The sequence below is a fragment of the Streptomyces sp. NPDC007264 genome (assembly GCF_042869095.1).
In the GTDB taxonomy this organism is placed as follows: domain Bacteria; phylum Actinomycetota; class Actinomycetes; order Streptomycetales; family Streptomycetaceae; genus Streptomyces.
On record NZ_JBIAFD010000005.1, the window covers coordinates 239,844 to 255,309 of the forward strand.

15 protein-coding genes are annotated in these 15,466 nt (G+C 72.6%); 4 read left to right on the forward strand and 11 right to left on the reverse strand.

The features are described 5' to 3' along the window. Nucleotides 1–68: 68 nt before the first annotated feature. A complete protein-coding gene (locus tag ACFYMU_RS10490; RefSeq protein WP_388370893.1) occupies nt 69–644 on the reverse strand; it encodes a helix-turn-helix domain-containing protein in 576 nt (191 codons plus the stop codon). A 644-nt stretch (nt 645–1,288) separates the two neighbouring features. Between ACFYMU_RS10490 and ACFYMU_RS10495 the strand changes: the two genes are divergently transcribed. Together ACFYMU_RS10495 and ACFYMU_RS10500 are read left to right on the forward strand one after the other, a co-directional pair. Beyond that, nucleotides 1,289–2,209, forward strand: coding sequence for a 5'-3' exonuclease H3TH domain-containing protein (locus ACFYMU_RS10495; RefSeq protein ID WP_388370896.1), 921 nt, complete (start codon nt 1,289–1,291; stop codon nt 2,207–2,209). Between the two features lie 105 nt (nt 2,210–2,314). Then, the gene (locus ACFYMU_RS10500) at nt 2,315–3,157 is read left to right on the forward strand and encodes a siderophore-interacting protein (RefSeq protein ID WP_388370899.1); all 843 of its coding nucleotides are present in this window, start codon (nt 2,315–2,317) and stop codon (nt 3,155–3,157) included. 78 nt (nt 3,158–3,235) lie between these two features. Here the strand turns inward: ACFYMU_RS10500 and ACFYMU_RS10505 are convergent, their stop codons facing one another. The 3 genes from ACFYMU_RS10505 to ACFYMU_RS10515 all read right to left on the reverse strand — a co-directional run bounded on the left by ACFYMU_RS10505 (nt 3,236) and on the right by ACFYMU_RS10515 (nt 5,851). Then, nucleotides 3,236–4,012 (reverse strand): ABC transporter permease, encoded by a 777-nt coding sequence (locus ACFYMU_RS10505; RefSeq protein WP_388370902.1) that lies wholly within the window; start codon nt 4,010–4,012, stop codon nt 3,236–3,238. Next, nucleotides 4,009–5,022 carry an ATP-binding cassette domain-containing protein gene (locus ACFYMU_RS10510; protein WP_388370905.1) on the reverse strand — a complete coding sequence of 338 codons (1,014 nt, stop codon included), beginning with the start codon at nt 5,020–5,022 and terminating at the stop codon, nt 4,009–4,011. The genes ACFYMU_RS10505 and ACFYMU_RS10510 overlap by 4 nt, the downstream gene beginning before the upstream one ends. Before the next feature lie 178 nt (nt 5,023–5,200). Further along, nucleotides 5,201–5,851, reverse strand: coding sequence for a PadR family transcriptional regulator (locus ACFYMU_RS10515; RefSeq protein WP_388370907.1), 651 nt, complete (start codon nt 5,849–5,851; stop codon nt 5,201–5,203). A gap of 254 nt (nt 5,852–6,105) precedes the next feature. Between ACFYMU_RS10515 and ACFYMU_RS10520 the strand changes: the two genes are divergently transcribed. Next, nucleotides 6,106–7,665 (forward strand): amino acid permease, encoded by a 1,560-nt coding sequence (locus ACFYMU_RS10520; RefSeq protein ID WP_388370910.1) that lies wholly within the window; start codon nt 6,106–6,108, stop codon nt 7,663–7,665. Nucleotides 7,666–7,907: 242 nt separating this feature from the next. Here ACFYMU_RS10520 and ACFYMU_RS10525 read toward each other — a convergent pair whose 3' ends face one another. Continuing rightward, a complete protein-coding gene (locus tag ACFYMU_RS10525) occupies nt 7,908–8,546 on the reverse strand; it encodes a GNAT family N-acetyltransferase (RefSeq protein ID WP_388370913.1) in 639 nt (212 codons plus the stop codon). A gap of 78 nt (nt 8,547–8,624) precedes the next feature. On the opposite strand from ACFYMU_RS10525, the gene ACFYMU_RS10530 reads away from it, so the two are divergent. Beyond that, entirely contained in the window at nt 8,625–9,566 is a 942-nt protein-coding gene (locus ACFYMU_RS10530; protein ID WP_388370916.1) for an RluA family pseudouridine synthase, read from the forward strand. Between the two features lie 221 nt (nt 9,567–9,787). On the opposite strand, the gene ACFYMU_RS10535 is transcribed toward ACFYMU_RS10530, so the two are convergent. From ACFYMU_RS10535 to ACFYMU_RS10560, 6 genes are all read right to left on the reverse strand, one after another. Continuing rightward, on the reverse strand, nt 9,788–11,308 hold the full coding sequence (locus tag ACFYMU_RS10535; RefSeq protein ID WP_388370918.1) for a cytochrome P450: 1,521 nt from the start codon (nt 11,306–11,308) through the stop codon (nt 9,788–9,790). 103 nt (nt 11,309–11,411) lie between these two features. Then, the gene (locus tag ACFYMU_RS10540; RefSeq protein WP_388370921.1) at nt 11,412–12,032 is read right to left on the reverse strand and encodes an ATP/GTP-binding protein; all 621 of its coding nucleotides are present in this window, start codon (nt 12,030–12,032) and stop codon (nt 11,412–11,414) included. Continuing rightward, on the reverse strand, nt 12,013–12,429 hold the full coding sequence (locus ACFYMU_RS10545; RefSeq protein WP_388370924.1) for a DUF742 domain-containing protein: 417 nt from the start codon (nt 12,427–12,429) through the stop codon (nt 12,013–12,015). The genes ACFYMU_RS10540 and ACFYMU_RS10545 overlap by 20 nt, the downstream gene beginning before the upstream one ends. Then, nucleotides 12,426–12,833 carry a roadblock/LC7 domain-containing protein gene (locus tag ACFYMU_RS10550; RefSeq protein WP_388370926.1) on the reverse strand — a complete coding sequence of 136 codons (408 nt, stop codon included), beginning with the start codon at nt 12,831–12,833 and terminating at the stop codon, nt 12,426–12,428. Before ACFYMU_RS10550 ends, ACFYMU_RS10545 begins: the two co-directional genes overlap by 4 nt. Then, nucleotides 12,830–14,440: an ATP-binding protein gene (locus ACFYMU_RS10555; RefSeq protein WP_388370929.1), complete on the reverse strand. Its 1,611-nt coding sequence runs from the start codon at nt 14,438–14,440 to the stop codon at nt 12,830–12,832. Before ACFYMU_RS10555 ends, ACFYMU_RS10550 begins: the two co-directional genes overlap by 4 nt. Before the next feature lie 332 nt (nt 14,441–14,772). Then, a complete protein-coding gene (locus tag ACFYMU_RS10560) occupies nt 14,773–15,399 on the reverse strand; it encodes a TetR/AcrR family transcriptional regulator (protein WP_388370932.1) in 627 nt (208 codons plus the stop codon). Nucleotides 15,400–15,466: the final 67 nt, after the last annotated feature.

A 15,466-nucleotide genomic window follows, 5' to 3' on the forward strand; every position in this document is an offset into this window, starting at 1 on the left:
ATGTCGGGCATGCCGGCGAGTATCCCAGGACGGCACCTGGACGGGTGTCGCCCGTAGGGCCGGCAGGATCAGCGCCGGCGCGAGGGGTCCTCCAACGCCTCGATGTGGTCCGCGACCGCCACCACGATCACGCGGGTGTCCGGCTCGGCGGCCCGCCACCGGTGGCGCACGCCCCCGCTCAGGTACAGGGTGTCGCCGCGCCCCAGCCGGTGCGCCCGGCCCTCCGCCTCGACCTCGACGGCGCCGTCGACGACGTACATCACCTCGTCGTTGCGGTGCTGGAACTCGCGGCCCTCGTCGTGCTCCCCGACGAACTCCATGGCGTGCAGCTGGTGGTGCCCCCGCACCAGGGTGCGCACCCGTGCCTGCCCCGGCGTGACGCCTTCGTCCTCGGCGCGCAGCACGTCCACGCTGCACGCCGGGTCGGCCGCCGCGAGCAGGGCGGCGGCGGTGGTGTCCAGGGCGTCGGCGATCCGCTCCAGGGACGGCCGGCTGGGGCGCGCCCGCTCGTTCTCGACCTGGCTCAGGAAGGGAACCGACAGGCCGCTGCGCTCGGCCACGACGGCGAGGGTGAGCTCCAGCGCCCGGCGCCGCCGCCGGACGGCCGCGCCCACCCGAAGGGGCCGCTCTTTGTGGTCGCCCATCGCTCCCTCCTTCCTCGTCGTCGGTCCACCGGTCATCGGTCACTGCTTCTGTTGAGTTGTCTGCACCCTACGCATGTTCGGCAAACCGTTTCATGCGCCCGTCACATCGTGGTCCCGTACGGGGGTGGCGGGGGTCGTGGTTCGCGCCAGGGAGCGAGCCGCCGCGCCTCCTCGCGCGCAGCGGCCTCGGCACGACGAAACCGCTGGTCAGGTGCGTGGGGCGGGATACGGTGCGGTCTGCGGCCGACAGCGGCGGGTGACGCGGCGTGGCCGGGGCCGCACGGTCCGTCGGACGGACGGCGGCGGGCGCGAAGTCGTGGTTGCGCGGCGAACGGGAGCAGCGCGACGGGGCGCGCGGCCGCCGGAACGGCAGTCGGCAGCGGCGGTCGGCCGGGGGTCCGGACGGGTGCGAGGGCGAACCCGACGGGGTTGTCCGGATCCTTCCGGTCCGCAGGTGCGCGGCCCGTGCCGCCGTGCGAGACCGTACGGCCCGTGCCGCCGTGCCAGACCGTACGGCCCGTGCTGCCGTCCCGTACGGCCGTCCACCGGCCGGGACGACCGGCCCCGGCTCTCCCGGCCGGGCCCACCGGTCCCCCGCTCCCGGTCTCCGGCCCCTGTCGGTGCCGTACGGCATGATGCGGAAAATGATCCGACGCCTGATGCTCCTCGACACCGCCTCGCTCTACTTCCGCGCCTTCTTCGGCGTCCCGGAGTCCGTCAGGGCCCCCGACGGGACGCCCGTGAACGCCGTGCGAGGGCTGCTGGACTTCATCGACCGCCTGGTCCGGGACCACCACCCGGACGACCTGGTCGCCTGCATGGACGCGGACTGGCGCCCGCACTGGCGGGTCGCCCTGATCCCCTCCTACAAGGCGCACCGCGTGGCCGGGCAGTACGAGTCGGGGCGGGACCAGGAGCAGGTGCCGGACGCCCTCTCCCCCCAGGTTCCGGTCATCGAGGCCGTCCTGGACGCGCTGGGCATCGCGCGCGTGGGCGTCGAGGGGTACGAGGCGGACGACGTGATCGGCACGTTCACGGCGCGGGCGAACGGCCCGGTCGACATCGTCACCGGGGACCGCGACCTGTACCAGCTGGTCGACGACGGGCGCGAGGTGCGCGTGCTGTACCCGCTCAAGGGCGTCGGCACGCTCCAGCTCACCGACGAGGCGGTGCTGCGCGGCAAGTACGGCGTCGACGGCCGGGGTTACGCGGATCTGGCGCTGCTGCGCGGGGACCCGAGCGACGGGCTGCCGGGCGTGCCGGGGATCGGCGAGAAGACGGCCGCGAAGCTGCTGGCCGAGTTCGGGGACCTGGCGGGGATCATGGCCGCGGTCGACGACCCCGGGGCCGGGCTCACGCCGGCGCAGCGCAAGCGGCTCGACACCGCGCGGGCCTATGTGGCGGTCGCTCCCCGGGTCGTGCGGGTCGCCGACGACGTACCGCTGCCGGAGGTCGGCACGGCGCTGCCGAGCGCGCCGCGCGATCCCGCCGGACTGGAGGAGCTGGCGGCCCGCTGGGGCCTGGGCGGGTCGCTGCAGCGGCTTCTGGTCACGCTCGGGACGTGACGGCTGCGACACCGGAGTGTCATCGGCCCTTCGGGGGACAGATGTGTCCACGAGAAGGAGATGCTAACTTAGGCAAACCTAAGCATGGGAAACTGGGAGGCCGTGATGGCAGAGCGCCCGGCAGGCAGGGTCCGCAGGGTCCACTCCGCGCAGGTGGTCCGCACCGAGCGGCTGACCCCCCACATGCAGCGTGTGGTGCTCGGCGGCGACGGCCTGGCCGGCTTCGCGGCGGACGCGTGCACCGACCACTATGTGAAGCTGCTGTTCCCCGCCGAGGGCGTCGTCTATCCCGAACCCTTCGACCTGCAGCGGATCCGCGAGGAGTTCCCGCGCGCGGCATGGCCGGTGACGCGGACGTACACCGTGCGCGCCTGGGACCCCCGGCACCGGGAGCTGACGCTGGACTTCGTGATCCACGGCGACGAGGGCCTCGCCGGACCGTGGGCCCTGCGCGCGCGGCCGGGCCAGACCGTGCGGTTCATGGGACCCGGCGGCGCCTACGCCCCGGACACGGGCGCCGACTGGCATCTGCTCGCCGGGGACGAGAGCGCACTGCCCGCGATCGCGTCCGCCCTCGAGGCGATGCCCGGCGATACCGAGGCGCATGTGTTCGTGGAGGTCTCGGGCCCCGAGGAGGAGCAGGAGATCGACTCCGATGTGGAGGTGGTCTGGCTGCACCGCGGGGACCGGCCGGTCGGTGCGGCCCTCGTGGAGGCCGTGCGGGCGTTGGAGTTCCCGGAGGGGCGGGTGCACGCGTTCGTGCACGGCGAGGCCGGCTTCGTGAAGGAGCTGCGCCAACTGCTGCGCATCGAGCACCGCATCCCGCGCGACGACCTCTCGATTTCCGGGTACTGGCGCCTCGGACACAACGAGGACGGCTGGCAGGCGTCGAAGCGGGAGTGGAACGCGCGCGTCGAGGCGGAGCAGGAAGGGGCGTCCGCGGCATAGGACGCCGGACGCGGCGGCACCGCCGGGGTGCCGCCGCGTCGTCGTGCCGGCTCGCGCCGGCCGTGGGGTCCGGTGCGCTCACACCGACCGCTGGTAGGACCGGAACGTGCGGATCGACAGCCACACCGCGGCGATCGCCAGTCCCAGCAGCGCTCCTCCCCTGCCCAGCACGGCGCCCCAGTCCGGGTGCGCGGACATCGCGGAGCGGCCCGCCGTCATCGCCCAGTCGAGGGGGTTGAGGTCGGCGATGCGCCGGATCCAGGAGGGCATCCGGGACGGTGCCATGAAGGCGGTGGACAGGAAGGTCAGCGGCAGCAGCAGGAACGTGTTGATGCCGATGATCGACTCCCGCTCCTGGACCAGCATGCCCAGCGCGTTGGACAGCGCCCCGAAGACCGTGCCGAGCAGCACCGCCGCGAGCACCAGGACGGCGACGCCGCCGACGCCGCCGGGGTAGTCCGCGCCGCCCAGCAGCCCCAGCAGCACGATGACGACCGACTGCAGGGCGGTGATCAGGCCGTTGTGGACCACGTTGCCGTTCATCAGCGCGGCCCGGCTGACGGGGGTGGTCAGGAAGCGGTCGAGCGTGCCCCGCTGGATCTCCTCCAAGGTGCCCATGCCGGCCCACATGTTGGAGCTGAGCGCGCTCATGACGACCACGCCGGGCACGAGGTAGTCGAGGTACGAGGTGGTGCCGAAGCCGCCGAGTTCGACGACCTTCTTGAAGAGGTTGCCGAACAGGAACAGCCAGATCACGGGCTGGATCAGGGTGATGACGGCGTAGGCGGGCTGCCGGGTGAAGACCATGAGCTGACGCTGGGTCATGTACCAGGTCTGGGAGACGGCGGCGCTCATCGCACACCTCCGGCGGGGACGAGGCCGGCGCCGGTGTCCGCATCCGCCTCGGAGTAGCGGCGGCCGGCATGGCGGAGGTACACGTCGTCGAGGGAGGGGCGGGCGACCGTCGCCGCGGCGACCATGACCCCGGCGCGTTCGAGCGCGCCGATGAGGGCGGGCATCGCGGCGGCCCCGTCGTCGGCGCGGGCGCTGATCCGGCGGCCGTCGACGAACACCTCGTGCACGCCCTGCAGCTCGCGAAGGGCGCCCCTGAGCAGGGTGCGGCCCGCCTCGCCGACCGCCTGGCGCAGTTCCATGTGGACCGCGTCGCCGCGGAGTTCGCCCTTGAGGGAGTCGGGGGTGCCCTCCACGACGACCCGGCCGCGGTCGACGATCGCGATGCGCTCGGCGAGCCGGTCGGCCTCCTCCAGGTAGTGCGTGGTCAGCAGGATGGTCAGTCCGTCCTCGCCGGCCAGGCGGCCGATCTCCTCCCACATCGCGGTGCGGGCCTCGGGGTCCAGGCCGGTGGTGGGCTCGTCCAGGAAGAGCACCTCCGGCCGGTGCACCAGGCCCAGCGCCACGTCCAGGCGACGCCGCATTCCGCCGGAGTAGCCCTTGACCTGGCGCTTCGCCGCATCGGTCAGGGTGAAGCGCTCCAGCAGTTCGTCCACACGGTGGTCGAGTGCGGCGCCCCTCAGGCCGTGGAGCCTGCCCTGGAGCCGGAGGTTCTCGCGCCCCGTGGCCACGGGGTCGGCGCCCGAACTCTGGGCGACCACGCCGATCGCGCGACGCACCCGGTCGGGGTGGCGCAGCACGTCGTGGCCCGCGACGGTGGCCGTGCCCGAGTCGGGGCGGGCCAGGGTGGTGAGGATCTTGACGGTGGTGGACTTCCCGGCGCCGTTCGGGCCGAGGAGCCCGAGGACGGTGCCCGGCCGGACCGTGAGGTCCATGCCGTTGAGGGCGGTGACCTCACCGGGATAGGTCTTGATCAGCTGGCGCGCCTCCACTGCGGGCGCACGGGTGCTCATGACGACTGCTCTCCTTCGTGAGCGGATGACGGCTGATCCACGCGAGGAGCACCGGGCCTATGCTGGGTGTGCCGCACCTCGATCGCCCGGATGTGCCTCACGGCGGATTCAGCTCGGGGTTGCCGACCCCGGCGGGACTGCTGCAACAGGCCCGCCGGGGTCCGTTCTTCTCCGGCGGCTACGGTCCGTCGGCCTTGCCGCCCTCCAGCTTCCGCAGTTGCTCGGGCACCTCCCCGGTCTCGTGGAAGACGCGCCATTCCTCGAGGCCGGGGAACGTCCCCTCCGTGAGCTCCTCGAGGAAGCCGCGGACCCATGCGGCCTGGGCGTCGATCATGTGGAGCTGGTACTCGCACTCGATCAGCACGAGCCGGGGAAGCGTCTCGCGAAGCTTCTCCAGTCCGCCGCGCAGGCTCGCCGCCTGCACCTCCAGTCCGGCGAGCCGCTCCCCCAGCAGACGGGCCGCCTCGTCGGGGTGGAGCACCGCGATCAGGGAGAGCGCCGCCTCGAAGACGGGGAACTCCCGCGCCGGCACGGCCAGCAGGTCCGACAGCCACTCGACGGCCTCTTCGCGTCCGGCGTCCGTGATGCCGTAGAGCGTGCGCTCGGGCCGGTTGCCCTGGCGCTGCACCTCGGCGACCTCGACGAAGCCGTGCTTCTCCAGGTTCTGGACGACGGTGTAGAGGGAGCCATAGTTGATCTTCAGGCTGGTGTCCTTGCCGCGCCGCCGCAGGGTCTGGGCGATCTCGTACGGGTGCATCGGCTTCTCCGTGAGCAGCACCATGACGGCGAGGGCCAGCGGATTGCCGAGCTTCCGGCGCTTCGCCGCCATGACCTGCACCTCACATCCCATGGGCTCGCCTACGAATATCCGTGGCCGAACATATCGTGTCTGCACGAGCCCGGTCAACACACACGATGTATCGCGTTCGGCCACCGCCGGCAAGGGGGTGAGCACTTGGGTCCGTTCCCGACACGGTCGCGTGACGCCGGCGAAACAGCCCCTCCTTACGTTCTGTCGCCCGACAGGAATTTCTGTCACCCGACAGGAACCCTCCCGCCGCAGCGCGAAAGCAGGTTGCCGCCATGACGAGCACCGCCCCCGCCGACGTCCGCCCCGACCCGCCGAGCCCCGAGGGGGCCGCCGACCTCGCACGGTTCGGCTACCGCCAGGAGCTGCACCGCAGCCTCGGCCGGTACGCGTCCTTCGCCGCCGGGTTCTCCTTCATCTCCGTACTGACGACCGTCTTCCAGTTCTTCGCGTTCGGGTACGCCTTCGGGGGTCCCGTCTTCTTCTGGACCTGGCCCGCGGTGCTGGTGGGCCAGCTGCTGGTGGCCGCCTGCTTCGCCGAACTGGCCGCGCGCTATCCGATCTCTGGCGCCATCTACCAGTGGTCCTCGCGGCTGTCCACCGCCACCTTCGGCTGGTTCGCCGGCTGGATCATGGTCATCGGGCAGATCGTGGTGGTCGCGGCGGCCGCCCTCGCCCTGCAGACGGTGCTGCCGCCGCTCTGGTCCGGCTTCCAGCTGGTGGGCGGCGACCCCGCGCCCACCTCGCCGACGGGTGCGGCGAACGCGGCGGTCCTCGGCGTCGTCCTGCTGGTGCTCACCACGCTCGTGAACATCGTCGACAACCGTGTGATGTCAGCCATCAACCGGGTCGGGGTGACCGCCGAGATCATCGGCGCCTGCCTGATCGTCGTGCTGCTGCTCACCCACTCCGAGCGCTCCCCCGGCATCACCTTCCACACGGCCCCCGGCACGGGCGGCCTGTTCGGTGCGCTGCTCGTGGGCTCGTTCACGGCGGCGTACGTGATGATCGGCTTCGACAGCGCCGGCGAGATGAGCGAGGAGACCCACAACCCGCGCCGCACCGCGCCCCGCACGATCCTCACCGCGCTCGGCGCGGCCGGTCTGCTCGGCGGCCTGATCATCCTCGGCGGCATCCTCGCCGCACCCGCCCTGACCGACGGACGCCTCGGCACGGACGGTCTGAGCTACGTCCTGACCAGCAGCCTCGGCGACGGCGTCGGCCGGGTTCTGCTCGCCGACGTGGTGGTGGCCGTCGCGGTGGCGACCCTGGCGATCCAGACGGCGGCCTGCCGGATGATCTTCTCCATGGCCCGTGACGGCCGGCTCCCCTTCGCCGCGCCGCTCGCCCGGGTCAACCCGCGCACCGGCATGCCGACCGCCCCCGCCCTGGTGGTGGGCGTCCTCGCGGCCGCCCTGCTCCTGCTGAACTTCGTCTCCCCGGACGCCTTCCTCGCCATCGGCACCACGTGCATCGTGATGCTGTACCTGGCGTACGCCATGGTGACGGGCCCGTTGCTGGTGCGGCGCCTGCGCGGCCGGTTCCCGGCCGGGGGGACGGACGAGACGGGTGCCCCGCTGTTCTCCCTCGGCCGCTGGGGCATCCCCGTGAATGCGCTCGCCCTGCTCTACGGCCTGCTCATGACCGTCAACCTGGCCTGGCCGCGCGCGGCCGTGTACGACCCGGCCGGCGGGCACTGGTACTTCCAGTGGTTCACGGTGCTGTTCCTGGCGGTGACCCTGGCCGCCGGCGCGGCCCACCGCCTCTGGAGCAGGCGCTCGGCGGACGCCGCCGCCGCGGTGCCGGAGACGGCCGTCCAGGAGGCGACCGCCTAGTGCTGTGGCCGGGAAGGTTCGCCGGAAGCTCGCGGCGTCCGGTGCCGGGGGCACCTCCCGCGCCCTTCGGGCCGCGGGGGAGCATCGCAAGGCGGAGTGTCGCCCGCGTACCGGATGTACGCGGGTGATGCGACAACGCGGCGGTGGGGGCCCCTCCCGCGCGAGCGCAGCCGAGCGTGAGGGAGCATGCCGGGCGTCGCGAGCCGGGCGTCGCGAGCCGGTGAACCTTCCCGGTCACAGCACTAGCTCAGCGGACCGTCCGGGTCCGGTCGTCGGCCCGGGGTCGCGTCGCCAGGGGCCCGGTCGCCCCGGAGGCGGGCGTGCAGGTGCATGTCGTGCCAGCCGTCAGGGTGCAGGACGGCGCTGCGCTTGGTGCCCTCCAGGGCGAAGCCGGTCTTGGCGGCCACCCGGCAGGACGCCTCGTTGCGCAACGCGTGCAGCAGTTCGAGCCGGTGGAAGCCGGTCTCGTCGAGCGCCCAGCGGGCGAGTCTCTCGGTGGCCCGTGCGGCCACGCCCCGTCCGCGGGCCGCCGCCACGGTCCAGTACGCCACCTCGGCCGTGCCGTCGGCGAGCACGATGTCCCGCAGTGCCACCCGTCCCAGCAGCCGTCCGCCGGCGGCGTCGACGACGGCCCACTGGGCCCTGCGCTCCTCGGCCCACTCCCCCAGCCACTCCTCGATCCAGCCGTCGGCCTCGTCCTCGGAGTCGGCGGCACGGACGTGCCACTGGTGCATGAGCGGGTCCTGGAAGGCCGCGTGGACCGCGGGGGCGTCCTCGGGGGTCCACGGGCGCAGGACCAGGCCGTCCCCGGTGGCCAGGGTCGGCTGGGCGGTGCCGGCGAGCGTCCCGGCGGGCAGGACGGGCTGGGTGAGGTAGGGCACGGCGGCATCCTCGCAGGGTGCGTCGGGGTGTGCCCAGCGGTTTTCGCACCCGCCCTCCCCCCTCGTACGCTGCTCGTGATGAGACGCAGACCCAGGACCCCGCCCTCCCCGCTGCCGCAGCGCGACGGCGTCGACCCGGTGCGGGTGAGGCTGCCCCCCGGCGAGGGATGGGCCACCGTCCGCGACCATCTCGTGGCGCGGCTCGCGGCCGGGGACGGGGTGGTCGACGGCATGCTCGACGCGGGGCTGATCGTGGGGGCGGACGGCCGGCCCGTCGCGCCCGACGCCGCCTACGCGCCGGGGGCGTACGTGTGGTTCCACCGCCCGCTGCCCGACGAGGAGCGGGTGCCGTACCCGGTCGAGGTGGTCCACCGCGACGAGCACATCGTCGTCGCCGACAAACCGCACTTCCTCGCCACCACCCCGCGCGGCAGCCATGTCGCCGAGACGGCCCTCGCCCGGCTGCGGCGCGATCTGGCGATACCGACGCTGACCGCGGCGCACCGGCTGGACCGGCTCACCGCCGGACTGGTGCTGTTCACCGTGCGGCCCGAGGAGCGCGGCAGCTACCAGTCGCTGTTCCGCGACCGGCAGGTCACCAAGGAGTACGAGGCCGTCGCCCGGTACGACCCGGGGCTGTCCCTGCCGCGCACCGTGCGCAGCCGGATCGTGAAGGAGCGCGGGGTCCTGGCGGCCCGGGAGGTGGCGGGCGAGCCCAACGCGGTGACCCGGGTCGAGCTGCTGGAGCACCGGGACGGGCGCGGGCGCTACCGGCTGGTTCCCCGCACCGGGCAGACCCACCAGCTGCGCGTCCACATGACCGCGCTGGGCCTGCCGATCCTCGGCGATCCGCTCTACCCGGTGGTGACCGGCCCCGTTCCGGCCGGTGACTTCCGGCGCCCGCTGCAACTGCTGGCGCGGGAGCTGGAGTTCACCGATCCGGTCACGGGGCGCGCACACCGCTTCGTCAGCGGGCGGCAGTTGCGGGCGTGGTCGTCGTACGACGCGTGGGCCCGGTAGGCCCTGTCGTTTGGATCACCCCGGCGTCGCAGGGTCCGGCACGCACATCTGCGGCGTTGTCGTCGGTTGCCGACGCCCCGCGTCGGCGCCCTCCTCCGCCTTGCAGCCGCACGCACCGGACCCCGCTCGGGTCGGCCCGGAAGGACCGGGACGCACAGCCGGCCTGATCCAAACGACAGGGCCGAGGGCTCACCGTACGGCGCGGGGCCGCCCGGCGGGGCTCACTCGCCCTGCCACCACCGCAGGAGGCGTCGCCATACGCCGGGCCGCTCCTGCGTGACGGCGGCCGGCTCGGGAGGCACCGGCCGGGCGGCCGCCGGCCTGGGCGGCGGCGGGGCGGCCGCCGGCTGCGGAAGAGGCGTCGCCGGCTGCGGGCCGGACGTCGTGATCTCCCAGCCGGGGCTCTGCCGCGGCACCTGCCGCAGCGCCGGTGCCGCGGTCACGTCCTGCGGCGGCCTCGGCTCGAACCGCACCGGCAGCTCCACCAGATGCCGCGACGCCAGGGACCCGGTCCAGCGCAACGCGTCCTCGCCGCAGTCGAGTTCGATGTCCGGCAGCCGCATCAGCAGCGCGTCGACGCCGGTGTCGGCGATGGCACGGCCGATGTCCTGGCCGGGGCATTCGTGCGGGCCGCCGCCGAAGGCGAGGTGGGAGCGGTTGCCCTGCATGTGGGCGGAGAGGTCGGGCCGTACCCGCGGGTCGACGTTGCCGGGCGCGATGCCCAGGAGCAGTGCGTCGCCCTTGCGGATGCGCCGGCCGCCGAGTTCCGTGTCCTGTTTGGCGAAGTAGCCGAGGATGGTGCTGAACGGCGGCTCGTCCCACAGGGACTGCTCCACCGCCTCCGGCACCGTCATCTGGCCGCCGTTGAGCTGGGCCCGGAAGCGCGGGTCGGTGAGCACCACGCGCAGCACGTTCGCGAGGAGGTTGGCCGTGGCCTCGTAGGCGGCGATCAGGACCAGCCGCAGGTGCTCCCTGACCTCGTCGTCGGTGAGCCCGGCCGGGTGGTTGACGAGATGGGTGGTGAAGTCGTCCTCGGGCTGGATCCGGCGGCGTGCGGTGAGCCGGGTCAGGGCGTCCACGATGTACTGGTTGCTCGCGATCGCGGTCTCCGTGCCCTTGAGCATGTCGCGGGCGGCGTGCACGATCCGGTCGTTGTACTCGTCGGCCATGCCGAGCACCTCGCACATCACCGCCATCGGGAGGTGGTCGGCGAACTGTGCGACCAGATCGGCCCGGCCCTCCTCGCAGAAGCGGTTGACCAGCGCCTGCGAGGCGCGGTTGATGAACCGGCGCAGGCCCCGGTAGTCGATCGTCGACATGGCGCCGGTGACCGCGCCGCGCAGCCGGAGGTGCTCGTCGCCCTCCGCGTAGGAGCAGATGGGCTGCCAGGCGAAGTGCGGCGTCAGCGGGTGGTCGGGCGCGACCTCGCCGGTCTGCAGCGCCGACCAGATGCGGCTGTCGCGGGTGAAATGCGCGGGGCTGCGCACCATGTGCAGGTTCTCGCCGTGGCCGAGCACCACCCAGACGGGCACGTCGTCGTGGAGCAGCGCGGGGGCCACGGCACCGTGCTCCGCGCGGAGTTCCTCGTACAGGACCCCCAGGTCCTGCGCCTCGGGGCCGTACAGCCGGCGCGCTCCGCCGGGGCCCCGGCCGTGGGCCGGGCAGCCTGGCGGCGGCACGGACGGGGCGTGGTCCGTGCGGGTGAGGTCCCTGCCGGTCAGGGAATGGGGTTCAGTCGTCACGATGGTCGCTCCGGTACTGAGGGTGGATCCGGTGTGGAGGGGTGGGAACGGGACACGGGGCGGGCCGGGGCGCGGCGGGTACGCGCCGGAGGCGTTGCACGGGTCAGACGGGTGCGCGGTTCGCCGTGAGGGAGTGCAGGAAGCGCATCAGCGTCATCAGGACGTCGCGGCTGGAGGCCCGGCGCCGCGCGTCGCACTCCATGATCGGGATCTCGTCGGGCAGGTCGAGGGCGGCACGCAGTTCCGCCATGGCATGACGGGGCGCGTCCGGGAAGGAGTTGACGGCGACCACGAAGGGCACGCCGCGCTCCTCCAGACGGCCTATGACGTCGAAGCTGACCTCGAGGCGGCGCGTGTCGACCAGGACGACCGCGCCGAGCGCACCCTCGAACAGGCCGTTCCACAGGAACCAGAAGCGTTCCTGGCCGGGCGTGCCGAACAGGTACAGCACCAGTTGCTCGGTGATGCTGATGCGTCCGAAGTCCATGGCCACGGTGGTGGCCGTCTTGCTGTCGGAGCCGTAGTTGTCGTCGACCCCGATGCCTGCCTGGGTCATGGTCTCCTCGGTCGTCAGCGGCCTGATCTCGCTGACGGAACCGACCATGGTGGTCTTGCCGACCCCGAAACCGCCCACGATCACGATCTTCACGGCGGCCTGAGCCGTGTGCGGCAGGTGGTCCTCGGTCCGTGGGCCGGGGACGGTGTCAGAGCTTCTGTAGTCCATGCATCACCGCTTCGAGGAGGGAACGGTCGGGCATCGCCTGCCGGGCGATCGGGGCGCGTGCCTGGACCAGTTCGGCCGCCAGCAGGTCGGTGAGCAGCACGGTGACCACGCTGAACGGCAGACTGAGGTAGGCCGAGATCTCGGCCACGGACAGGGGGGCCCGGCAGAGCCGGAGCAGCGCCACCTGCTCCGGCGTGGCCGTGGGTGGGGGGTCGGCGCTCGCCACGATCAGGGTGACGAGGTCGATGGGGGCCCGCTCGCCCCCCTCGGTCGCGCCGGTGAGGATGTACAACCGCTCGGGGTTCTTCTCCTCGCCCTGCTTCCCGCCGCCCGCCGGGACGGGCTCCGGCGGTGGGTGTTCCTGGGGGTGACGCCGACGGCGTTGGGGAGGAGTCATACGGTCTGCTCGTCGCGCCGCGGCGGACTGGTCAGGTGGGAGCCGATGCGGATGACGAGATCGCGCATGCGGTTGCTCATCAGCCCGGCCTCGGCGACGGTGTCGGCGAGCACGGCGAGGTAGGCGTTGGGCCCGGCCGCCATCATGTAGAAGTAGCCCCCGTCGATCTCGATGATGACCATGCGCATCCGGCCGTCGCTGTCCGGGATCTCCGCGGCGACCGCGCCGGCCAGGCTCTGCAGCCCGGCGCAGGCGGCGGCCACGCGGTCGGCGGCGTCGGGGTCGCCGCCGTGGCGAGCGATGCGCAGACCGTCGGCGGAGAGCACCACGACCTGGTGGACACCCGGTACGCCGTCGGCGAGTTCCTTGAGCAACCAGTCGAAGTTGCCTCGCTGCTGGATCACTTGAGATCCCCCTCGTCCTCGGCCTCGGCAGGGGCCGGCTCGTCGTTCCTGGTGAATGCGTGCGGGTCGCCGGCCGGGGGCCCGGAGGAGAAGGCGTGCGGGTCCGGGTCGGCCTTGAGCCCGTTCATGAACGCCTCGACCCACAGACCGGGCGCGGGTTCGTCCTTCTCCGGCAGGGGCTCGGGCTCGGTCGCCCAGGGAGAGGATGCGCCGGCGGCCTCCGCGGCGGCCGCCTCGGCGAGCCGCTGGCTCAGCGGGGTCTTCACCCGGCTGCGGCGCTGCGGCAGGCCGCCCGCCGTCCACTCGGTGACGACGGGCACGTCGTCCTCCATGGAGAACTGCCGCGGGATCCGGGGCCCGGTGGTGGGGCGGCGCTTCTTGGCCTTGCGGTCGGGGCCCTGCACCCCGTCGTTGTCCAGGGTCGGCACGGAGGACGCGCCGATGCCGTGGGCGAAGCCGGGGGCGGGCTCGGTGGTCAGCATGTCGTTCGGGATGACCAGGATGGCGCGGACGCCGCCGTACGCCGACTGCCGCAGCGACACGTGCATGTGGAACATCGACGACAGCCGGCCGACGACGGCGAGACCGAGACGCGGGGCCTCACCGATTTCCTGGACGTCCACGCCGGCCTGGGCCTCGGCGAGCCTCTTCTCGACCTTGGCGCGGCTCTCCTCGCTGAGGCTGACTCCGCCGTCCTCGATCTCGACGGCGATGCCGGTCTGCACCTCGACGGCGGTGACGTGCACCTTGGTCTGGGGCGGTGAGTAACGCGTGGCGTTGTCGAGGAGTTCGGCCGCGGCGTGGATGATCGGTTCGACCGAGATGCCCTTGATGTTGACCTTGGCGATGGAGTGCAGTTCGATGCGGCGGTACTCCAGGATGCGGGACATCGCACCGCGCAGCACGCTGTAGAGGGGGACGGGCTTGGGCCACTGGCGTCCGGGGCGGCCGCCGCCGAGGACGGCGATGGAGTCGGCGAGGCGGCCGATCAGCGCGGTGCCGTGGTCGATGCGCAGCAGGTCGTCGAAGACCTCCGGGTTGCGCCCGTGGTCCTCCTCCATCTCCCTGAGTTCCTTGGCCTGCTGGTGGACGATGGCCTGGACCCGGCGGGCGATGTTGACGAAGGCGCGTTGCGAGGAGTCGCGCATCGCGATCTCACGGTCGACGATCTGGAGCAGGGTGCGCAGCAACTGGCGCTGCGGCTCGGGAAGTCCGCGGAAGTACGGGCTCTCGTCGATGACGGTCCGGATCACCTCCGCGGGGGAGACACCGGAGCGCAGCACCTCCAGCGTCCTGGGCACGATCTCGGTGCGGAAGTACTCGATGTCGTCGTCCTGGGAGGCGATCCGCTGTTCCAGGTAGGCGGTCCGCTGCGCGAACTCGGCCCGCAGGGCACGGAGGGTGCGGCCGCGGCGTGCCGCCACGGCGGCGAGGGAGGTCACCAGGACGGTGGCGACGGCTCCGCACCAGCCGACGGCGACGCGGGCCGGGCCCGTCACCACGGCGACGGCGGCCCCGGTCGCCGCGGCCATCAGTATGACCGGCACCACCAGCATGCGCGCGTAGGGAAGTTCACGGCCACCGGGAGGCGATTGAACACTCACCATGTATGCCCTCTGAGATGAATCGGCTGGGTCAGGATGCTTACGGACGAAACGTGGGGGTACGCATGGAATCGGGCATGGGGATGCATCGGATCTTCAGCATCATCGGGAACAAACGCACGAATACCTCAACTCGGTGCGCTGCGGGCGAGCTTAGTCCGACCGGATCATCGCTATGTCATATTCCGCAAGCACCTGAAATGGCCCCTGGGGCAGGAGTACCCTCGGGCGCATTTGCACGCTGCGCCGCCGTTCGCACACGTTGTGTCATGACGTACGCGCGTACGAAGGAAAGCGCGCCGGAAGGGTGGAAGACCTCGGGAGTGCGCTGACGTTCAGACGCCGACGATGCGCAGGGCCGCGTCCGCCGTCGCCTCGGCGAAGGCGGCGACCGGACGCTCCGGATCGGAGCGGTGAACGAGGATGACACCCTCGATCAGCCCGAAGACCAGATCCGTCCGCAGGTCCAGCTCGCTCTTCGCGAGCGCGCCACCCGCCCGGGTCGCCGCGAGCAACTGCCGGTAGGCGTCCTTGAGTTCGGCACGCACGGCACGGAAGCCCGCGAAGCGCTCGGCACGGACCTCGGGCAGCAGGTAGAGGACGCCGAGGTTGTGCGGGCCGCCGCACAGGAGCTCCACGTCGGTACGGCACAGCTCCCACAGCCGCTCCCCGGCGGGGGCGGCGCCGTCGGCGAGCAGCTCACGGGCGTAGGCCAGCGAGGGCGTGACGGTGGACTCCAGCAGCTCGGCGAGCAACTCCTCCTTGCCGGCGACGTGGTGGTACATGGACGCCTGCCGCATACCGGCCCGCTCGGCCACGGCCCGGGTGGTGGTGGCGGCGTACCCCTGGGTGGTGAACAACTCGGCGGCCGCGACGAGGAGTTCGTCGCGCGGCGACAGCCCGCTGTCGGGCCGCTGCGCCACGCGCGGCCTGCCGACCCGCCGCCCACCACCGGTTCCCATGCGTTCGATCCTCGCACACGGCGGCGCACGCCCGTCGCGACCGCGGGGCGCACACGACGGCTTACGT

Excerpts from the sequence above, each read along its gene's own strand:
- ACFYMU_RS10490 (WP_388370893.1), bottom strand. The coding sequence starts at position 644 with ATGGGCGACCACAAAGAGCGGCCCCTTCGGGTGGGCGCGGCCGTCCGG.
- ACFYMU_RS10495 (WP_388370896.1), top strand. The coding sequence starts at position 1,289 with ATGATCCGACGCCTGATGCTCCTCGACACCGCCTCGCTCTACTTCCGC.
- ACFYMU_RS10500 (WP_388370899.1), top strand. The coding sequence starts at position 2,315 with ATGGCAGAGCGCCCGGCAGGCAGGGTCCGCAGGGTCCACTCCGCGCAG.
- ACFYMU_RS10505 (WP_388370902.1), bottom strand. The coding sequence starts at position 4,012 with ATGAGCGCCGCCGTCTCCCAGACCTGGTACATGACCCAGCGTCAGCTC.
- ACFYMU_RS10510 (WP_388370905.1), bottom strand. The coding sequence starts at position 5,022 with ATGAGCACCCGTGCGCCCGCAGTGGAGGCGCGCCAGCTGATCAAGACC.
- ACFYMU_RS10515 (WP_388370907.1), bottom strand. The coding sequence starts at position 5,851 with ATGGCGGCGAAGCGCCGGAAGCTCGGCAATCCGCTGGCCCTCGCCGTC.
- ACFYMU_RS10520 (WP_388370910.1), top strand. The coding sequence starts at position 6,106 with ATGACGAGCACCGCCCCCGCCGACGTCCGCCCCGACCCGCCGAGCCCC.
- ACFYMU_RS10530 (WP_388370916.1), top strand. The coding sequence starts at position 8,625 with ATGAGACGCAGACCCAGGACCCCGCCCTCCCCGCTGCCGCAGCGCGAC.
- ACFYMU_RS10540 (WP_388370921.1), bottom strand. The coding sequence starts at position 12,032 with ATGGACTACAGAAGCTCTGACACCGTCCCCGGCCCACGGACCGAGGAC.
- ACFYMU_RS10545 (WP_388370924.1), bottom strand. The coding sequence starts at position 12,429 with ATGACTCCTCCCCAACGCCGTCGGCGTCACCCCCAGGAACACCCACCG.
- ACFYMU_RS10555 (WP_388370929.1), bottom strand. The coding sequence starts at position 14,440 with ATGGTGAGTGTTCAATCGCCTCCCGGTGGCCGTGAACTTCCCTACGCG.
- ACFYMU_RS10560 (WP_388370932.1), bottom strand. The coding sequence starts at position 15,399 with ATGGGAACCGGTGGTGGGCGGCGGGTCGGCAGGCCGCGCGTGGCGCAG.